General features: G+C 39.3%; 17 protein-coding genes and 2 tRNA genes. 2 read left to right on the top strand and 17 right to left on the bottom strand.

Annotated elements, in window-relative coordinates; all coding sequences use genetic code 11:
- Positions 1–512 precede the first annotated feature (512 nt).
- Positions 513–809 carry a hypothetical protein gene (locus VKY50_RS08995; RefSeq protein WP_324301025.1) on the bottom strand — a complete coding sequence of 99 codons (297 nt, stop codon included), beginning with the start codon at positions 807–809 and terminating at the stop codon, positions 513–515.
- A gap of 128 nt (positions 810–937) precedes the next feature.
- Here VKY50_RS08995 and VKY50_RS08990 point away from each other — a divergent pair, with 128 nt between their 5' ends.
- Positions 938–1312, top strand: a complete 375-nt coding sequence (locus VKY50_RS08990) for a group III truncated hemoglobin (protein ID WP_324301023.1) — start codon at positions 938–940, stop codon at positions 1310–1312.
- Positions 1313–1348: 36 nt separating this feature from the next.
- Here VKY50_RS08990 and VKY50_RS08985 read toward each other — a convergent pair whose 3' ends face one another.
- The 6 genes from VKY50_RS08985 to VKY50_RS08960 all read right to left on the bottom strand — a co-directional run bounded on the left by VKY50_RS08985 (position 1349) and on the right by VKY50_RS08960 (position 9174).
- Positions 1349–2284 carry an NAD-dependent epimerase/dehydratase family protein gene (locus VKY50_RS08985; protein ID WP_324301021.1) on the bottom strand — a complete coding sequence of 312 codons (936 nt, stop codon included), beginning with the start codon at positions 2282–2284 and terminating at the stop codon, positions 1349–1351.
- Between the two features lie 334 nt (positions 2285–2618).
- Positions 2619–3179, bottom strand: a complete 561-nt coding sequence (locus VKY50_RS08980) for a TlpA family protein disulfide reductase (protein WP_324301019.1) — start codon at positions 3177–3179, stop codon at positions 2619–2621.
- A 105-nt stretch (positions 3180–3284) separates the two neighbouring features.
- The gene (locus VKY50_RS08975) at positions 3285–5549 is read right to left on the bottom strand and encodes an aconitate hydratase (RefSeq protein ID WP_324301017.1); all 2265 of its coding nucleotides are present in this window, start codon (positions 5547–5549) and stop codon (positions 3285–3287) included.
- A 295-nt stretch (positions 5550–5844) separates the two neighbouring features.
- Positions 5845–6798 (bottom strand): AAA family ATPase, encoded by a 954-nt coding sequence (locus tag VKY50_RS08970; protein WP_324301015.1) that lies wholly within the window; start codon positions 6796–6798, stop codon positions 5845–5847.
- A gap of 7 nt (positions 6799–6805) precedes the next feature.
- Positions 6806–8287 carry a peptidylprolyl isomerase gene (locus VKY50_RS08965; protein WP_324301013.1) on the bottom strand — a complete coding sequence of 494 codons (1482 nt, stop codon included), beginning with the start codon at positions 8285–8287 and terminating at the stop codon, positions 6806–6808.
- 2 nt (positions 8288–8289) lie between these two features.
- On the bottom strand, positions 8290–9174 hold the full coding sequence (locus VKY50_RS08960) for a peptidyl-prolyl cis-trans isomerase (RefSeq protein ID WP_324301011.1): 885 nt from the start codon (positions 9172–9174) through the stop codon (positions 8290–8292).
- A 125-nt stretch (positions 9175–9299) separates the two neighbouring features.
- Between VKY50_RS08960 and VKY50_RS08955 the strand changes: the two genes are divergently transcribed.
- The gene (locus VKY50_RS08955; protein ID WP_324301009.1) at positions 9300–9539 is read left to right on the top strand and encodes a hypothetical protein; all 240 of its coding nucleotides are present in this window, start codon (positions 9300–9302) and stop codon (positions 9537–9539) included.
- A gap of 148 nt (positions 9540–9687) precedes the next feature.
- Here the strand turns inward: VKY50_RS08955 and guaB are convergent, their stop codons facing one another.
- The 10 genes from guaB to VKY50_RS08905 all read right to left on the bottom strand — a co-directional run bounded on the left by guaB (position 9688) and on the right by VKY50_RS08905 (position 17526).
- Entirely contained in the window at positions 9688–11160 is a 1473-nt protein-coding gene (guaB, locus tag VKY50_RS08950; RefSeq protein ID WP_324301007.1) for an IMP dehydrogenase, read from the bottom strand.
- A gap of 142 nt (positions 11161–11302) precedes the next feature.
- Positions 11303–12166 carry a hydroxymethylglutaryl-CoA lyase gene (locus VKY50_RS08945; protein WP_324301005.1) on the bottom strand — a complete coding sequence of 288 codons (864 nt, stop codon included), beginning with the start codon at positions 12164–12166 and terminating at the stop codon, positions 11303–11305.
- On the bottom strand, positions 12163–12825 hold the full coding sequence (locus VKY50_RS08940; protein ID WP_324301003.1) for an HAD family hydrolase: 663 nt from the start codon (positions 12823–12825) through the stop codon (positions 12163–12165). Before VKY50_RS08940 ends, VKY50_RS08945 begins: the two co-directional genes overlap by 4 nt.
- 94 nt (positions 12826–12919) lie before the next feature.
- Positions 12920–13537 (bottom strand): LysE family translocator, encoded by a 618-nt coding sequence (locus tag VKY50_RS08935; protein WP_324301001.1) that lies wholly within the window; start codon positions 13535–13537, stop codon positions 12920–12922.
- A 3-nt stretch (positions 13538–13540) separates the two neighbouring features.
- Entirely contained in the window at positions 13541–14557 is a 1017-nt protein-coding gene (locus VKY50_RS08930) for a quinone-dependent dihydroorotate dehydrogenase (protein ID WP_324300999.1), read from the bottom strand.
- A gap of 72 nt (positions 14558–14629) precedes the next feature.
- Positions 14630–15172 (bottom strand): YfiT family bacillithiol transferase, encoded by a 543-nt coding sequence (locus VKY50_RS08925; protein WP_324300996.1) that lies wholly within the window; start codon positions 15170–15172, stop codon positions 14630–14632.
- Positions 15173–15965: 793 nt separating this feature from the next.
- The gene (locus tag VKY50_RS08920; RefSeq protein WP_324300994.1) at positions 15966–16898 is read right to left on the bottom strand and encodes a peptidylprolyl isomerase; all 933 of its coding nucleotides are present in this window, start codon (positions 16896–16898) and stop codon (positions 15966–15968) included.
- A 115-nt stretch (positions 16899–17013) separates the two neighbouring features.
- Entirely contained in the window at positions 17014–17265 is a 252-nt protein-coding gene (gene rpsT, locus VKY50_RS08915) for a 30S ribosomal protein S20 (RefSeq protein WP_008991539.1), read from the bottom strand.
- Positions 17266–17326: 61 nt separating this feature from the next.
- A tRNA-Glu gene (locus VKY50_RS08910) sits at positions 17327–17398 on the bottom strand.
- A gap of 56 nt (positions 17399–17454) precedes the next feature.
- Positions 17455–17526, bottom strand: a tRNA-Glu gene (locus VKY50_RS08905).
- Positions 17527–17594: the final 68 nt, after the last annotated feature.

The raw sequence follows: 17594 nt of genomic DNA, 5'->3' as shown, positions 1-17594 counted from the left end.
CAATGGCTGCCATAATCAGCTCCTGCACTTCATAGTGTCGGCGACGTCGATGGTCCGGCAACCCGGATAATAAGGGTAAAAGACCTGGAAAATGACTGACCAGAATTTTACGCAGCATATAGGCCGGGGCTGCATCAGAGGCGAACGTTTGTTCGAGATTTTTGTGCTTGCTACTCTGGGAAAAATAGGCTATTTTTGAAAACGAAAACCCGCCAATCTATTAACAAAAGCGGGTTTTCTAACAAAAATGAGTAGCAAATTTAAAGAGTCTTTAGCGGCCCGCAAGGGCTTTTTTTATTTTCTTTAAAAGAGTTCCCTCCACAGCCCGAAAAATATTTTCAGCAACATCTCCCAAACCCAACTACAGCAACATTATTATTTAGCTTCGTAATCGCTGTTGTGCGGATATCTCATAACTATGTTAACCTACGGTAAAACACCAGCAAAAACATTGCTTTCAGCCATTTTATATCACTACATATTGGTTGCAAGGAACTATTCTTTTTCATGTTTTATAAGGTCTTTGCCACTAAAAAAAATTCTCCGCTTGCTGGTAGAAGGTTGTCGGTTCTGTTCTTAAAGTATTTTTCCGTCATATCTTTTGTGGAGATTGTCTGTATTTCTTTTAAACCTACTTTTTCAGCGAGTTTTATAATTTCTTCAACCGAAAAAAAACTTACAAAAGGAGTGCCTGAAGCTGCCGCTCCTTTTATCGACATTTCCATTAATGGCTTGTCTTCTTCATCAAGTGATTCCGATGGCAGATAAAAGGCCATTGCAATAGTAGATCCAGGTGCAAGCAAAGTCATTTTTTTCAGTGTGTCGGTAATTGCCTCTTTGGTAAATTAAAGGGATATCTTTGTAAGGACTTAAGGTCTCCTACCACTACTAAGGTGGTAGGGTAAATTTTAACAATACCACTAAAAAGAATTGCAAGATGGATAAAGGAGATATACAGTCGCTCGATGATATTAAGCTTTTGGTTGATCAATTCTATGGTAAGGTACGTAACAACGATCTAATTGGTCCAATATTTAATGAGGTGATCAAGGATAAATGGCCAGAGCATTTGGAAAAAATGTATCGCTTTTGGGAAACGATCCTTTTAGGGAACAACACCTATGATGGAAGGCCTTTTCCCCCGCACGCTCATCTTCCCGTTGCGCAAGAGCATTTCGATCAGTGGAAGGCGTTATTTTTTCAGACCGTAGATCAGCTGTATCAAGGTGAAGTTGCAGAGATGGCCAAGTGGAGAGCTACTAAAATAGCCGAAGTATTTCATGCGAAAATCAGCTACTTCCAAAACCAGTAATATGCCTTGGTCTTGGAAGTATTTGATGGTGCGTATTTAACGAATATGTTTTAAAATATCTTCCGTCATTTCTTCAAGACCATAATCATGTTGCCAATTCCAATCCAATCGAGCCTGCGTATCATCAATACTATTGGGCCAGGAGGCTGCTATTTGTTGCCTAAAATCGGGTTTGTAAGAAATCTTAAAATCAGGATATCTTTTGCCAATGGTCTGATAGAGCTCTTTGGGGGTAAAACTTATCGCTGCGACATTATAGGATGATCGAATACTAATGTCTTTACTTGGGGCTTGCATCAGCGCTATGGTGGCTTTAATGGCGTCAGGCATATACATCATTGGAAGCGACATATCCTCGGCCAAAAAACATTCAAAATCTTGTTTGTTTACAGCTGCCCTAAAGATATCTACGGCATAATCTGTGGTTCCACCACCGGCAAGCGATTTATAACCGATCAGTCCAGGGTAACGGATACTACGAACATCTACAGCGAATTTTTCGTGATAATAGGCGCACCAGCGTTCTCCTGCTAGTTTAGAAATACCATAAACCGTCGTAGGATCCATAACACAGTGTTGTGGGGTATTGTCCATGGGAGTGTTTTGTCCAAATACTGCAATGGAGGATGGCCAATAGATTTTTGAAATGGCCCCAGATCTACCGAGTTCTAAAACACTTAGTAAACTATCCATATTTAATTGCCAGGTAAACAAAGGATTCTTCTCCCCAGCAGCGGACAGAATAGCAGCTAAATGATATATTTCTGAAACCTCATAGGTGCGAACCAGGGATGCCAGACGATCCTTATCCATCACATTGAGGGTTTCAAAAGTACAATAATCAAATTTCGCTGCTGCAGCTTCATTAATATCGGTAGCAATGATATTTTCAGCTCCAAAGGTACTTGCCAGGGCTGATGTCAATTCGGATCCTAATTGTCCTGCTGCTCCAGTAATAAGTATTTTACCCATTAAAAGTTATTAATTTTATTAAAAAGTAAGCAATTGAAAATTTATTGTTTTCGTTTACACAAATATCTTTAAATTTTTCACACCTGCTACCATTGTTAAACGATTTTTATTTCAACCTTTTAAATTTATAGTATCAAATTGTTAAGTGTTTAAATGAATTTTTAAATACAAATTCAGTTTTATCATATAAGACTTAAACTATTGTCAATGAATTTTTAAAATCCCACAGAATTTAGTAAAAATCAGCACCCGTAAAACGAGCGGAATTTTAAGGACTCGTTTTAGTTTGAAATTCTGGAAGAGGCTCCTTCGCTAGCCTAGGGGTATAAATAGCTTATTGCTTAAGTAACTCGGCGATGGTCTGTCTGACCTTTGGACTGTTCCAATTGGCAGCGCCGTTTTTATCAATCACGATATTGCCTTGTTTATCGATTAGATAGGTTTGTGGAATGGATGTATAATGAAAGGGATTAGGAGGTGTGGTGATGGGGTGATAAACCGGAAAATCGTAATGGTGCATTTCTAAAAATTCTTGAATTTTTTCTTTTGGTTCCTGGGAGACAAAAACAAAGGCTATTTGATCACCAAAATCATGATATAATTCTTGCATACTTGGCATCTCTGCTATACAAGGTGGACACCAGGTAGCCCAGAAGTTTAAAAGAACTACTTGCCCATTTGTTTGTGTAAAATTAAATTCTTTTCCATCCAAGGATTGTAAAGACCATTGGTAGCTGCTTAGTTTGGCTTGATCCTCCTTAGATACCACCGAGGGAGCAAAGGCTAAGAGTCGATTCATCTGAACTTTTAATGCCGTTCCCAATGGGGTAAATAATAACACGACAATAACTACTAAAAAAATGATGTTTTGAATCTGTGATTTTTTGAGTTTCATCCTTTTATACAGCCCTTAGGTGATCCATAAAAACAAAGGCTTCCAAGATGGGAAGCCCTTGCTAAAAAAAATAACGTATGAAAGTCTTCTCATTCCTTTTGGGAATTAAGAAGCATTTTCTTTTTTGATAAGATTCAATGCTGAACCTTCTTTAAACCAGGCGATTTGTGAATCGTTATAGGTGTGGTTCAGTGCAATGACGTCTTTGGTCCCATCTGCATGTACCACCTCTACAGTAAGTGGTTTTTCTGGTGCAAATTGGTCGAGATCTAAGAAGTTAAAGGTATCGTCTTCTTGGATTAAATCATAATCGCTCTCATTTACAAAGGTAAGCCCTAACATTCCTTGTTTTTTAAGGTTTGTTTCATGGATACGTGCAAATGATTTTACAATAACTGCTGCAACCCCAAGGTGTCTTGGCTCCATTGCGGCATGTTCACGAGAGGAACCTTCTCCGTAGTTATGGTCACCCACCACTACTGAATATACTCCTGCAGCTTTATAAGCACGCGCCACATCTGGAACTCCTCCGTACTCCCCTGTCAATTGGTTTTTAACAAAGTTTGTTTTCTTACCAAAGGCATTTACCGCTCCAATTAACATATTGTTGGAAATGTTGTCCAAGTGTCCTCGGTAACGCAACCATGGCCCCGCCATAGAAATATGGTCGGTGGTACATTTACCAAAGGCTTTGATAAGAAGTTTAGCCCCTTTGATTTGGTTTCCAATAGGCTTAAATGGCGTTAGTAGTTGTAAACGATCAGAGTTTGGATTCACCGACACCTCTACGCCGCTTCCGTCTGCTAATGGCTCTACATAACCTGCATCTTCCACCGCGAAACCTTCTGGTGGCAATTCAATTCCAGCTGGTTCATCTAGTTTAACCTCTTGTCCGTCTTCGTTTATTAGCGTATCGGTCATTGGATTAAAGTCCAATCGACCTGCAATAGCAATGGCAGCTACCATCTCTGGCGAACCTACAAAGGCATGCGTATTAGGGTTCCCATCAGCACGCTTTGAGAAGTTTCTATTGAAGGAGTGTACAATGGTATTCTTTTCTTCTCCTTTTAAATCACTACGATCCCATTGTCCAATACATGGGCCACAGGCATTAGTGAATATGGTCGCATCCAAGTCTTCGAAAATCTTTAGAATACCGTCACGCTCAGCTGTATAGCGAATTTGCTCTGATCCTGGATTAATTCCAAAGTCTGATTTTGCTTTTACTTTTTTCTCAACCGCCTGCTTGGCAATAGAAGCCGCACGGGTTAAATCTTCGTAAGAGGAGTTTGTGCAAGATCCTATTAGACCCCAATCTACCTTTAACGGCCAGTCATTTTTTGCCGCTTTCTCACCAAGCTCTCCAATTGGAGTGGCTAAATCTGGTGTAAAGGGACCGTTTAAGTGAGGTTGAAGCTCATCAAGGTTAATCTCGATCACTTGATCAAAATACTGCTCAGGATTTGCGTATACCTGATCATCTCCAGTTAAGTATTCTTTAATTTGGTTCGCTGCATCGGCTACCTCAGAACGATCTGTTGCTCTTAAGTAACGCTCCATAGACTCATCATAACCAAATGTAGAGGTGGTTGCTCCTACCTCAGCACCCATGTTACAAATGGTACCTTTTCCTGTACATGATAAGTTCTTGGCTCCTTCGCCAAAATATTCGATAATAGCCCCTGTTCCACCTTTAACGGTAAGTATACCAGCTACTTTTAAAATGACGTCTTTTGCAGAGGTCCATCCGTTTAACTTACCGGTTAATTTTACTCCGATAAGTTTCGGAAACTTCAATTCCCAGGCCATGCCAGCCATTACATCAACTGCATCTGCTCCTCCAACTCCGATGGCTACCATTCCAAGTCCACCAGCATTCACGGTATGCGAATCTGTTCCAATCATCATTCCACCAGGGAATGCATAATTCTCCAGGACTACCTGGTGGATAATCCCTGCACCTGGCTTCCAAAATCCAATTCCATATTTATTTGATACGGATCCGAGAAAATCAAAAACCTCATTACTGGTTTCATTTGCTCTTCTCAAATCTTTAGCTGCACCCTGCTTCGCCTGAATAAGGTGATCACAGTGAACAGTTGTAGGTACCGCTACCTTTGATTTTCCAGCCTGCATGAATTGTAAAAGTGCCATTTGCGCGGTCGCATCCTGACAAGCAATTCTATCCGGTGCAAAATCTACATAATCCTTACCTCTCTCAAATGATTTGGTTGGTGTCCCATCCCATAGGTGAGCGTAAAGTATTTTCTCCGATAAGGTTAACGGTTTACCAGTGAGTTCACGTGCCTTATCCACACGCTCCGCCATGGTAGCGTACACCTTCTTAATCATATCAATATCAAAAGCCATATTAATTGTATATTTTTTAAATTGAAAGTCCTGCGAAAATACAAAAATCCATAGAGTTATTAAAGTTTTTAATAAAACATTCGGGAATTGGGAATGATTTAAAAATACCACATTTTTAGCGGTTTAAATAGCACTAAATGCAAGGACTAGTAGCTGATTTTACCGAATTGTTAATTTAAACTACTCTGGATAAAATGATCGCAAAATTCGATAGTGTTTGAGAATCAAATTATTGAGAATTTTCCGCAGTTTTGAACAAATAAAATCACCAAATAAGGCCAAAAGCTAAGACTTTCTAAAACAAGGAAGTAATAATGGAATCGATGGAGATATTTTCGGCCTCTGCCTTGTAATTTTTTAGGACTCTATGGCGTAAAATCCCAAGAGAAACTGCCTGAACATCCTCTATATCCGGAGAGAATTTACCGCGAATCAATGCATGCGCTTTGGCCGCAAGAATAAGATTTTGAGAGGCTCTTGGTCCTGCACCCCAATCCACATATTCATTGATCGTTGGGGTGGCAAGTGGGCTATTTGGCCGGGTCTTACCTACTAAGTTTACCGCATACTCTACCACATTATCTGCCACTGGCACGCGGCGAATAAGTTTTTGAATTTCAATAATTTCTCCAGGAGAAAACATTGGTTGCACGGTATAATTGTGATCCACGGTTGTTGATTTCACCACCGCTACCTCCTCTTCAAAACTAGGGTAATCCAATTCGATCGCAAACATAAAGCGATCCAATTGTGCCTCTGGTAAGGGGTAGGTTCCTTCTTGCTCTATAGGGTTTTGAGTAGCTAGTACAAAATAGGGTAATTCCAAAGGATAGACCACTCCTGAGACTGTCACTGAGCGCTCTTGCATGGCTTCCAATAAAGCGGACTGTGTTTTTGGAGGAGTCCTATTGATTTCATCTGCCAATATTACATTGGCAAACACGGGTCCCTTGATAAACTTAAAGTTCCTGTTAGAATCTAAAACTTCACTACCTAGGATATCACTTGGCATTAAATCTGGCGTAAACTGTATGCGTTTAAAGTCCAAGCCTAGTGCCTTTGCGATGGTATTTACCAACAGGGTTTTTGCCAAACCTGGCACCCCAATTAAAAGGGCATGTCCACCAGAATAAATGGCTAACAATACCTGGTCAATCACGGTATGTTGACCAATGATCACCTGGGCTATTTCATCTTTTAGTTTTTGGTGTTTAACCACCAGGTTTTTGGCGGCAGCTACATCTTGCATAAGTAAATTATTTCTTCAACCAGTTATTGGCAAAATCACAATCGCGGTTTCCAGGGGCTACACTAATGTATGTATCTTCAATCTTTTCTTCCATCCACTTACCGATTTCAGTAAGTTGTTTTTCTTTAAGGGCCAATTCTTTAATTTTAATGTAATCCTTGGCATAATCAGCTTTATGTGCTTCGTGTCTTGAGATTACCTTTAGGAGCTTAAACTGAATCCCAGTTCTGGTTTCCTCTAATAAAGGCTGTGATATTTCATCTCCTTCTAAAGGGTTAATTTGAGCGTAAAGCGTTGGATCCATTTTAGTCAACTCAAACTTGGTATCAAAGGTTTGAGGGTTACGAAGTACCCCGCCTTCAAATCGGGTTTCCTTTTCATCTGAAAAATTACGTGCTGCCTCGGAGAAGGTAAATTCTCCAGCAATCACTTTTTCCCGGATTTTTGATAATTCTTCTTTGGCTTCATCGATCGCTTCTTGAGAAATCTTAGGACGAAGTAGAATATGACGTACTAAACGCTCTTGTCCTCTGATTTTTTCAACCTGCAAGATATGCCATCCAAAATCACTCTCGAAAGGTTCTGAAATCGCTCCTTCAGGAATACTAAAAGCAGCATCCTTAAATTCTTGAACAAAACCTGAGTTTTTGGTAAGTACATACACCCCACCATTTTCACTCTTACCAGGATCTTCCGAATACAGGGTTTGTTTAATGGCAAAACTTGAGCCGTTCTCTAGCACATCATCTCTAAAAGCATTTAATTTATCGATGGTCTCTTGAACAGCCTCCTGCGTTGGCTCTGGGATCTTAACAATCTGCGCTATCTCTACCTCATCTCCAAAAACAGGGAGCTCATCTTCATCTAAACCATTATACCACTGACGTACTTCCTCAGGGGTGATTTCGATTTCCTCAACCACCTTGGCTTGCATACGTTGGGATAATTGGATCGCTTTTTCCAACTCCGTCATTTCTTCTCTAAGGCTCTGCTCACTATCTTTACGGTAGTATTTCAGTAATTTTTCCATCGAACCAACTTGGCTGACAAAAAATTCCATTTTACGATCTACAATTCCACTGATTTCTGCATCAGATACCAAAATACTATCTTGAATAGCCTGATGTGCATACATCTTATCTTCCATGAGCCTTCCTAACACCTGGCATCTTGTAATATTAGCCGTGGAAATCCCTTGGGTTTTCATATCGATAAAACTTTTATCAATATCGGATTCTAAAATCACATACTCTCCTACTACGGCAACAACACCATCGACTTTCTCCCTTTTGGTATCCACTACCTGAACTGTATCTACTCTAGCCAGCGCTATGGTATCATTTTGGAAAGCGCCAGAACCCGCCAAGGCAAGATCATCTTGGGCTTCTAGTTCGCCTGTGACCATAGAGTCCGTGGCGTTATTTTCTTGCCCCATCATTGGGACCACGCTTAATAATGCTATATATAAAACAGTGAATAGTCCTTTCATTCTCATTGTTTCGAATCTTGTTTTATGTCAAAAATTTCAAATTCTTTATCTCCAGTGGCCTCATCTAAGAGTTCCCGCTCCAGGTTTTTGATAAAATCCAACTTTCTTTTATTTAGTATGATCTTTCGTACTGTCGGTTCAACATACTCCAAAGGAGCAATGTCATTACGTTCAAGCACTTCATTTACAGTGACCAAATATACTCCTAAAGAATCGGATAGCTCAAAGAAATGTGATTTTTTTAGGTAACTCCCGCTATTGTCATTGGTGATTTTTGGTAATTTTTGTATAATCGAAGAGGACTTCACCCAGGTACTATCGTTCAAGGAGTACGATTTAAAGGTTAGGGCAAGGGAATTTAGTAGTTGTTTATCCTCTTGATTAAATCGTCTAAGTGCAGATCGTAGTTGGTTTATATCGTCATAATCATTGGCTACATTTATATAGCGTATTTTCACCAAACGCTCGTTAAGCTTGAAGTTCTCCTTGTGCTTCTCATAATAGGTCGCTAGTTCCATATGAGAGACTTGCTTGTCCATAGATTTGGCAATCAATCCTTCTTTATAGGCATTGATGTATAGATCTGCTCTGTATTGTTTTACTAAATTTTCAAACTCCTGTTGCTTCAACTCTGGGATGTTCAGCTTTGCTCGCGATAACATTAGCTGCTGCTGCGCCCAGTCTTGTATATAATTATTGGCCAGAATCGTACTATCTACCGGGGAAACATTATCTGGTATGATCTTGTCTAAATCTGAAAGCAGTAAATAAGATTCACCTACTCTAGCGATGGGATCCTCAACAGGTTCTGATGAGAAATAATTGCATGAAGCTAAAAGTAGTACCGTAATCCCTATACTGATTTTATTCTTGTATACTGATATCATGGGAAACCTTAATTCTGACAAAAATAATAATTCAGCTAAAGTATTCAAGCTTTTTAACAACGCTATAAGACAGTTTTAATATAGAATTTTTAATTAATTTTGAAAACTAAAACAACTTCGCGCCAATGGAATATGTAAAAATGATCTGGGACTTTATGGGAGAAAGTGGTCAAAACACCGCCGAGCATTTCGAAATCCATCTTAAAGAATTTTTATCCAGAGAGCAAATTCCTTATCAAGAAATTGGCACACAGACCCCCATCGCACAACAACACAGCTTGGTTTACTTAATAGTAGCGATGCCATATGTGGATCAGCTCAGAGCTGCCTTAAAACCACATCGAGGGCAAAAAGTTACCCTTTAGGTTAAAGGATCATTGCGCTACTAAATCCCTGGTACACTTAGGTGATCCATAGTGCTGGTTTTACCTTATATAACACCAAAAGAGTACTTTAGATACCTCATCCAAAATACTCTTTTGTATATATTAAAGTAAATACGTTACTGTCTAATTACCTACTATAATTAGGCGCCTCATTAGTAATTGTTACATCATGAGGGTGACTTTCATGAATTCCACTAGAGGTGATCTTTACAAAACGTCCTGTTTCTTTCAAGGCTTTAATACTAGGTGCACCGCAGTAACCCATACCAGCTCTAAGACCTCCGATGAATTGGTGCATACTCTCCACAAGCTCACCTTTATAAGGTACTCTACCTACAATTCCCTCAGGAACAAGTTTTTTAAGATCATCTTCCACATCCTGGAAATAGCGATCTTTACTTCCGTGTTGCATTGCTTCGACAGACCCCATTCCTCGGTAGGATTTGTATTTTCTACCGTCGTATATAATTGTTTCTCCTGGTGATTCTTTCGTACCCGCTAGAAGCGATCCAAGCATCACACAATCAGCCCCTGCCGCTATCGCTTTTGGTATATCACCCGTATAACGAATACCGCCATCTGCAATCACTGGTATACCAGTTTCTTTTAATGCAGTAGCCACTTCTAATACAGCTGAAAATTGTGGATACCCTACTCCCGCAACTACTCTAGTGGTGCAAATTGATCCAGGTCCAATTCCTACTTTCACTGCGTCAGCCCCGTGTTTTACAAGGAATTTAGCCGCTTCAGCTGTAGCAATATTTCCAACAATTACTTCAAGATCTGGAAATTCTTCTTTAACTTCTTTTAAAATACTCACTACCCCTTTGCTATGACCGTGTGCAGTATCAATCACAATGGCATCAACACCTGCATTGACAAGTGCTTCAGCTCTATCAAAGGCATCTCCAGTTACTCCAATGGCAGCAGCCACTCGAAGTCTTCCGAAGATATCTTTATTCGCGATTGGTTTTTGGGTAAGTTTTGTAATATCTCTAAAGGTAATAAGACCTACTAGCTTGTTATCTGAATTAACAACTGGTAGTTTTTCAATCTTGTGCTCTTGTAAGATTTCTTCGGCATCATGAAGGGAAGTTCCCTCGCCTGCGGTGACTAAATTTTCATGAGTCATCACCTCTACAATAGCGCGATTGTTGTTCTTTTCAAACCTCAAATCTCTATTGGTAACAATCCCTTTTAGGTGACCGAATTTATCCACCACAGGAATCCCTCCAATACTGTGCTCCTTCATGCTATTTTTTGCATCCTCCACCGTGGCAGTCAAAGGCAAAGTAACCGGATCGATAATCATTCCACTCTCCGCTCGCTTAACTCTTCGAACCTTAAGGGCCTGCTGCTCAATAGACATGTTCTTGTGCAGTACACCTATTCCACCTTCTCTAGCCATGGCAATAGCCATCCTACTTTCAGTGACCGTATCCATTGCAGCGGATACTATAGGCACATTAATGGTAATGTTTTTTGTGAATTTCGTTTGAATGTTGACCTCACGCGGTAGAACTTCAGAATAATTTGGAACGAGTAGTACATCGTCGTAAGTTAATCCTTCGCCAACAAACTTTGCATTGTGAGCTTCCATATTGCAACTTGTCATTTAGTTGCACGCAAATGTACTGCTTTTTTTATTTAGATTTTAACAATTTAGCATTTTATTGCTATATGGAAATTTTTGGCTTTAATTCAAAGAATCTCCTAAAGTTTCCATCAAAACACTGCAAGGATCAATGATATTGATTAAAAATCTTAATGGCCTCGTTGTAGGCGCTTTCAAAACTCATGGCGCCCACATTAAAGTCCGCCTTGGCAGCAGTCAAATAAGAGATCAATTTTTCCGTTGGCATATTGCCAGTGAGGGCATTGGCAGCCATTGGACAACCACCATAACCCTGTATAGCTCCATCGAACCTTCGACATCCTGCTCCATAGGCGGCATCCACCTTTTCATACCATGCCTGAGGTGTGGTATGCAAATGTGCGCCAAATTCAATCGCTGGGTAGGCTGGAATTAGATTAGAAAACAGGTAATTAATAGTATCGGGCGTCGAACTTCCTACGGTATCGGATAGGGAAACAATCTGTACGCCCATCAGGGATAGTTTCTCAGTCCAGCTTGCAACAATATCCACATCCCATGGATCCCCATAGGGATTTCCAAATCCCATCGAAAGATAGGCCACCACCTTCTTTTTATTTTTATCGGCCAATTCAAGAATTTGTGTTAAGACTTCAATACTCTGGGCGATGGTCTTGTGGGTGTTTCGCATCTGGAAGTTCTCAGAAATGGAAAAAGGATACCCTAAATAGGTGATCTCGGGATACTTTACTGCATCCTCCGCCCCTCTTACATTGGCTACAATAGCCAATAGCTTACTGTGGGTTTCGCTCAGGTCTAACTGGGTGAGCACCTCAGCGGTATCGCGCATCTGAGGAATCGCTTTCGGAGAGACAAAGCTTCCAAAATCAACCGTATCAAATCCACAGCGTAAAATAGCCTGAAGGTACTGCACCTTTTTCTCAGTAGGAATAAAATCCTTTATTCCCTGCATGGCATCCCTTGGACATTCTATGAGTTTGACCCGATTCATACCCCTGTTAGTTGCTTAAGTTTCTCCTGGTTTAACTGCGCAAAAGAGCTCACAATCGCATCGGCTTGGGATAAATCCTGCTGTCCTGAATTTGGATTATTATACCCCAGGCATGTCATCTGTGCTGCCTTGGCTGCCCGAACCCCATTATTACTATCTTCAACGACTATAAAATGATCCGGTTTCTTATTATAAAGGTCTGCTACTTTTAAAAAGATATCTGGATATGGCTTACTCCGGGTAAGGGATTCTCCACTGACTAAAAAATCGAATTTTGATCGTATATTAAATTTATCAACAAAGTGCTGTATTAACTTCTCTGCCGAGGAAGAAGCCAGGGACATTTTAATCCCCATTTCTTGCAGTCGATCCAATAGTGGAAGAACATCAGGAACCACTTGAATATCCAATTCTTTTATCGCTACGTACATAAATTCCTTATGAAAGTTCATCAACTCCCTTGCATTTGTTTGAATATTAAAATCTGAACGGATCTTTTCCCACATAGGAACTGCAGCCATTCCCACTAGGGTATGGTGATAGGAGAGGGAAAACTCTAGGTTCAATTCCTCGAATACTTTTTTGAATATTTGTTGATGTGCGGGCTCGCTATCGATCAACACACCATCCATATCAAAAATAAAATGATCTTTAATCAAAATTACATACCTTTTAATCAAAGGTAATCATCCTTGGTAGCTTATACAAGAAGATATTTAACGACCAGTTTTCCTTCTTCCTATAGTTAAAACCCTATAACAATATAAAAATAGCGATACCGACAAAGACCACTATTTGCATCCATTTTAAAACCTTGGCAGCATTTTTTTGTCCTTTTAAATAGTTGGATATTTTGCCAGACAAGTAAGCTAAGGCTGAAAACACTACCAGTGATACCAGCATAAAAATAATTCCTAAAACAAAAAATTGCTTTATCGAACTTAGCTCTTGATGGAAAAGAAAACCTGGGAAAAATGCCAAGAAAAAAAGAGCCACCTTAGGGTTGAGGACATTCATCATAAAACCTTTAAAATACAAGGCGGTATACGATTTTTTCACCTGGGATGATGCGGTTATGGAAATGGATGCTTCACTTCTGAACACTTTATAGGCCAGTAATAACAAATAAAGCGCACCGACTGTTTTTAAAATTGTTAAGGCGACTTCTGACTGCTCGATTAAAACAGAAACGCCAAAGGCTATTAAAAAAGTGTGAACCAAACACCCACTTACCAAGCCAAAGGTCGTCGCTAAACCACTCTTAACTCCATATACCATGCTTTGCACCATTACAAATATATTGTCAGGCCCAGGCGACAAGGCCAATAAGGTGGAGGCCAAAGAAAACAAGTATAATGTTTCCCAGTTCAAGTTTTAGTTCTTTAATATTGCCTTATTGATGTCTTTGATAAGTCCAGGTCCTTGATAAATAAATCCAGTATAAATCTGTACCAAAGAGGCTCCAGCTTCCAGTTTTTCAAGCGCATCTTCTGCACTGTTAATCCCTCCCACTCCAATGATTGGAAATGCCTGATGGCTTGCTTGGGATAAAAATCGAATCACCTCGGTGGACCGCTCCCTTAATGGTGCACCACTTAAACCGCCCGTTTCTAGCTTATTTTTAGATTGCAGTCCAGTTCTGGAGATGGTGGTATTGGTTGCGATGACACCTGAAATGTTAGTTTGTGCAACGATCGCAACGATATCCAGGAGTTGTTCGTTGGTCAAATCTGGCGCAATTTTTAAAAGGATTGGTTTGGGTTTTTCCTTTGCTTTATTGAGCACTTGTAATTCATTAAGGAGTGCCGTTAGCGGCTCCTTATCTTGTAAGGCTCGCAAATTTGGAGTATTAGGTGAAGAAACATTGACAACAAAGTAATCTACATACGGGTAAAGTGCCTCAAAACATATGCTGTAATCAGAAATAGCCTGGTCATTAGGGGTATTTTTATTTTTTCCGATATTTCCGCCAATAAGAACGCCTTTATTGCGCTTTAGGCGCTCAACAGCCTTTTTAACACCTTGATTATTAAAGCCCATTCGATTCACAATGCCCTGGTCCTCTTTTAATCGAAACAATCGTTTTTTAGGATTTCCTGGTTGGCCAACTGGAGTAAGGGTCCCAATTTCAATAAAACCAAAACCAAAGTTACTCAGTTGGTTAAAAAGACTTGCGTTTTTATCAAAACCAGCGGCTAATCCGACTGGATTCTTAAACTTCAACCCAAATACCTCGCGCTCTAATCGTTTATCCTCAATACAAAACATGGCTCGAATCAGCGCTGAAACACCCGGTATTTTATTTAAAAAAGAAATTGTGGCGAAGCTAAAATGATGTATTTTTTCAGGATCAAATAGAAAAAGTATGGGTCGAATAATTAATTTATACATAGGTACTTTGAAGTTTGCACAAAAATACTTGAAACCTAATAACTTCAAACTATTTTTCAGGGAATTATTCTCTTAGATCCAGTCCTCTCGTTTGGCAAGGGAAGTGATATGTGCTAAATGATGTTCACTGTGCCATGCATACATTGCAATTAATTGAACGATGCTAATTTCTTTTTTTTCAGGATGAATAAAAGTTCTCTTAAGTTGATCACTTGTCAAATTCTTCAACATATACACCCAACGAGCATGAAGAGATTCAATAAGACTTAGTGAGATATCAATATCTGCATCTTTGGCATCATGCAAAATGGCCCATCTATCCTCATGATAGACTTTTATTGTTGGCTTGTCTTCAGTAAGGGTCCATTTAAACCTTATATAGGCGTTTAGATGGCTATCTGCCATATGATGAATTACCTGGCGAACAGTCCAACCTTCAGGTCGATAAGGCGTATCCAACTGCAAATCATCAAAATCTTCAACCAGATTTTCGAGTTGCTGCGGGAATTTCTCAATGGTTGATATCCATTGTTTTATATTCCTATCGGTATAATTATCGGGAATCTGTAGCCTCCCGATTGGATATTTCATGGATTCTAAATCTTGTTTTGCCATACGGCAAATATAACAAACCCATATTGGGAATAAGCATCAGGTCCAAGCAAATTATTCTTAAAGTTTGGAAACTTATAATAAGTACTTAAGCTAAAGAAAATAACCTTAATTCAACATTGAATTTCTAAGCTCATATCAAAACCGCACAACATTGATATTACCTACACCACTACAGACTTTTTAAAAAGCATGGTTCAATCAAAAAAATACAGACACTGAACTCTCTTTCAAACCAAATAATATACTGTTTTACTCAAGTAAAAATTCTTCAACATTCTTAGGTGTAATGATTTTAAATTTAACTTGAGAATAGTTTATTGAAAAGGTTGATGGGAATTTTGCTTTTGCCTTTTCAGACCATTTGAATTCATAAGCATGCAGGCTGTGGTAAATTTCTTCTATGAAGTACATTTCTTGTTGTTGAGTTGTGCCCCAAAAATAGTGATCAGCATCGATACTGTTGTACTCTCTGTGCGAGCTTCATCAATAAAGACCAACTTTCTCTGGCCGATTACAGTTTTAATTTTGTAGCAGTGTATTAGTCAAAACATCATGTATATCAGCATCATCCCCATTAAGAACCTTTTTAATACTTTCTTGGTTTCACGCGGATGACTCAAAGTATAGTTGGGGGGTGGATGAGAATACCAGCGCCACTAATAAAGACTCGGTTAATCATTATACAATAAAACCTGCTTACTATCAATAAACAACACAAAAAAAACGGAAGATCCTTTGTTGGAAATTCCGTTTTTTTGTGATTTATTATTATGTGATTTTCCTTTTTTAGGAATTATTTCACCTTCATAAGTTCAACATCAAAGATAAGAATCGCATCTGGTGGAATAACGCCTCCAGCTCCACGCGAACCATACCCTAAATGCGGTGGAATCACAAAGCGTGCTTTATCACCAACTTGTAATAATCCAACACCTTCGTCCCATCCAGAAATTACCTGACCAATACCTAAGGTAAAATCAATAGGTTGCTTTCTAGCGTATGATGAGTCAAATACCTGACCATCCTGTAATTGTCCTTTATAATGTACAGAAACCATTTGACCTTTTTCTGCTTTAGGACCGTCACCTTTTTGAATGATCTTATAACGAAGACCAGAATCAGTACTTTCAAATCCAGCTGCTAACTTATCCAAAGCCTCTTCCGCTTGTCTTTTAGCCTCTGCAATTCTTCTTTCTCTTTCTCCTTCAAAGGTTCTAAAAGCTTCGATAGCATTCCACTTCTGAGCATCCTCACCTACGCGGACAATGGTAAGAGTTTCAAGTTTATCACCTTCTTCTATAGCATCCACTACATCCTGTCCACTCTCTACGAATCCAAAAACCGAATGCTTATCATCCAACCATGGTGTAGCAACATGGGTAATAAAGAACTGAGATCCATTGGTACCAGGTCCTGCATTGGCCATAGAAAGCACTCCAGGCTTGTCGTGTCTTAGTTCTGGATGAAATTCATCGTCGAACTTGTAGCCTGCATCTCCTGTTCCAGTTCCAAGTGGACACCCTCCCTGAATCATAAAGTCATTAATAACTCGATGAAAGTTTAATCCATTGTAATACGGCTGCCCTTGTGACTTTACACTGTTTTCCATATTTCCTTCCGCCAAAGCGACAAAGTTCCCTACCGTACCAGGAGTTTTATCATGAGTTAGCTTCACTAAGATCTCACCCTTAGTGGTATCAAATTTTGCGTAAATTCCGTTATCCATAAGTTCTATTTTTTTAAGATCACTCCCAAGGTCTTGGAGTAATTTTTGTTTTTTAAATAAAAAAAGCCCCACGTAAATGCGGAGCAATTTTATACCTATAAAATTATGAATTTGATTAAAGAGCGTTTACGCTTTTAGTCAAACCAGATTTTAAGTTCCCCGCTTTGTTTGCGTGGATAATATTTTTCTTAGCTAATCTATCAATCATTCCATATACTGAAGGCAATAAAGCTTCTGCTTCACTCTTATCTTCAATCCCACGTAATTTCTTAATTGCATTACGCACGGTCTTATGTTGATATCTATTTCTTAAACGAACGGCTTCGTTTCTTCTAACTCTCTTTAATGCCGATTTGTGATTTGCCATCTTACTACGTTATAAAATTTTTACAAATGTACAGATTTCTATCTGCTTAATTGTTTACCTGTAGTCCGTAGGGGAATCGAACCCCTGTTACCAGGATGAAAACCTGGCGTCCTAACCCCTAGACGAACGGACCAAAATTAATTGTGAAATTTTTGATTTCACGTTATTTTAAAGAACTCTTTTCTTTAGTAGTCCGTAGGGGAATCGAACCCCTGTTACCAGGATGAAAACCTGGCGTCCTAACCCCTAGACGAACGGACCATTATTTTCTCAAATGCGGATGCAAAAATACAACTATTTTTAAATCATGCAATAGTAATAATTAAAAT

The organism is Galbibacter sp. (assembly GCF_035306585.1).
In the GTDB taxonomy this organism is placed as follows: domain Bacteria; phylum Bacteroidota; class Bacteroidia; order Flavobacteriales; family Flavobacteriaceae; genus Galbibacter.
This window is presented reverse-complemented; position numbering and strand designations above follow the sequence as displayed.

What these genes read in the sequence shown, in the direction of transcription:
- VKY50_RS08980 (WP_324301019.1), bottom strand. Translation starts at nt 3,179, where the DNA reads ATGAAACTCAAAAAATCACAGATTCAAAACATCATTTTTTTAGTAGTT.
- VKY50_RS08990 (WP_324301023.1), top strand. Translation starts at nt 938, where the DNA reads ATGGATAAAGGAGATATACAGTCGCTCGATGATATTAAGCTTTTGGTT.
- VKY50_RS08930 (WP_324300999.1), bottom strand. Translation starts at nt 14,557, where the DNA reads ATGTATAAATTAATTATTCGACCCATACTTTTTCTATTTGATCCTGAA.
- VKY50_RS08955 (WP_324301009.1), top strand. Translation starts at nt 9,300, where the DNA reads ATGGAATATGTAAAAATGATCTGGGACTTTATGGGAGAAAGTGGTCAA.
- VKY50_RS08960 (WP_324301011.1), bottom strand. Translation starts at nt 9,174, where the DNA reads ATGATATCAGTATACAAGAATAAAATCAGTATAGGGATTACGGTACTA.
- VKY50_RS08965 (WP_324301013.1), bottom strand. Translation starts at nt 8,287, where the DNA reads ATGAAAGGACTATTCACTGTTTTATATATAGCATTATTAAGCGTGGTC.
- VKY50_RS08995 (WP_324301025.1), bottom strand. Translation starts at nt 809, where the DNA reads ATGACTTTGCTTGCACCTGGATCTACTATTGCAATGGCCTTTTATCTG.
- VKY50_RS08945 (WP_324301005.1), bottom strand. Translation starts at nt 12,166, where the DNA reads ATGAATCGGGTCAAACTCATAGAATGTCCAAGGGATGCCATGCAGGGA.
- VKY50_RS08920 (WP_324300994.1), bottom strand. Translation starts at nt 16,898, where the DNA reads ATGGATAACGGAATTTACGCAAAATTTGATACCACTAAGGGTGAGATC.
- guaB (WP_324301007.1), bottom strand. Translation starts at nt 11,160, where the DNA reads ATGGAAGCTCACAATGCAAAGTTTGTTGGCGAAGGATTAACTTACGAC.
- rpsT (WP_008991539.1), bottom strand. Translation starts at nt 17,265, where the DNA reads ATGGCAAATCACAAATCGGCATTAAAGAGAGTTAGAAGAAACGAAGCC.
- VKY50_RS08975 (WP_324301017.1), bottom strand. Translation starts at nt 5,549, where the DNA reads ATGGCTTTTGATATTGATATGATTAAGAAGGTGTACGCTACCATGGCG.
- VKY50_RS08970 (WP_324301015.1), bottom strand. Translation starts at nt 6,798, where the DNA reads ATGCAAGATGTAGCTGCCGCCAAAAACCTGGTGGTTAAACACCAAAAA.
- VKY50_RS08985 (WP_324301021.1), bottom strand. Translation starts at nt 2,284, where the DNA reads ATGGGTAAAATACTTATTACTGGAGCAGCAGGACAATTAGGATCCGAA.
- VKY50_RS08925 (WP_324300996.1), bottom strand. Translation starts at nt 15,172, where the DNA reads ATGGCAAAACAAGATTTAGAATCCATGAAATATCCAATCGGGAGGCTA.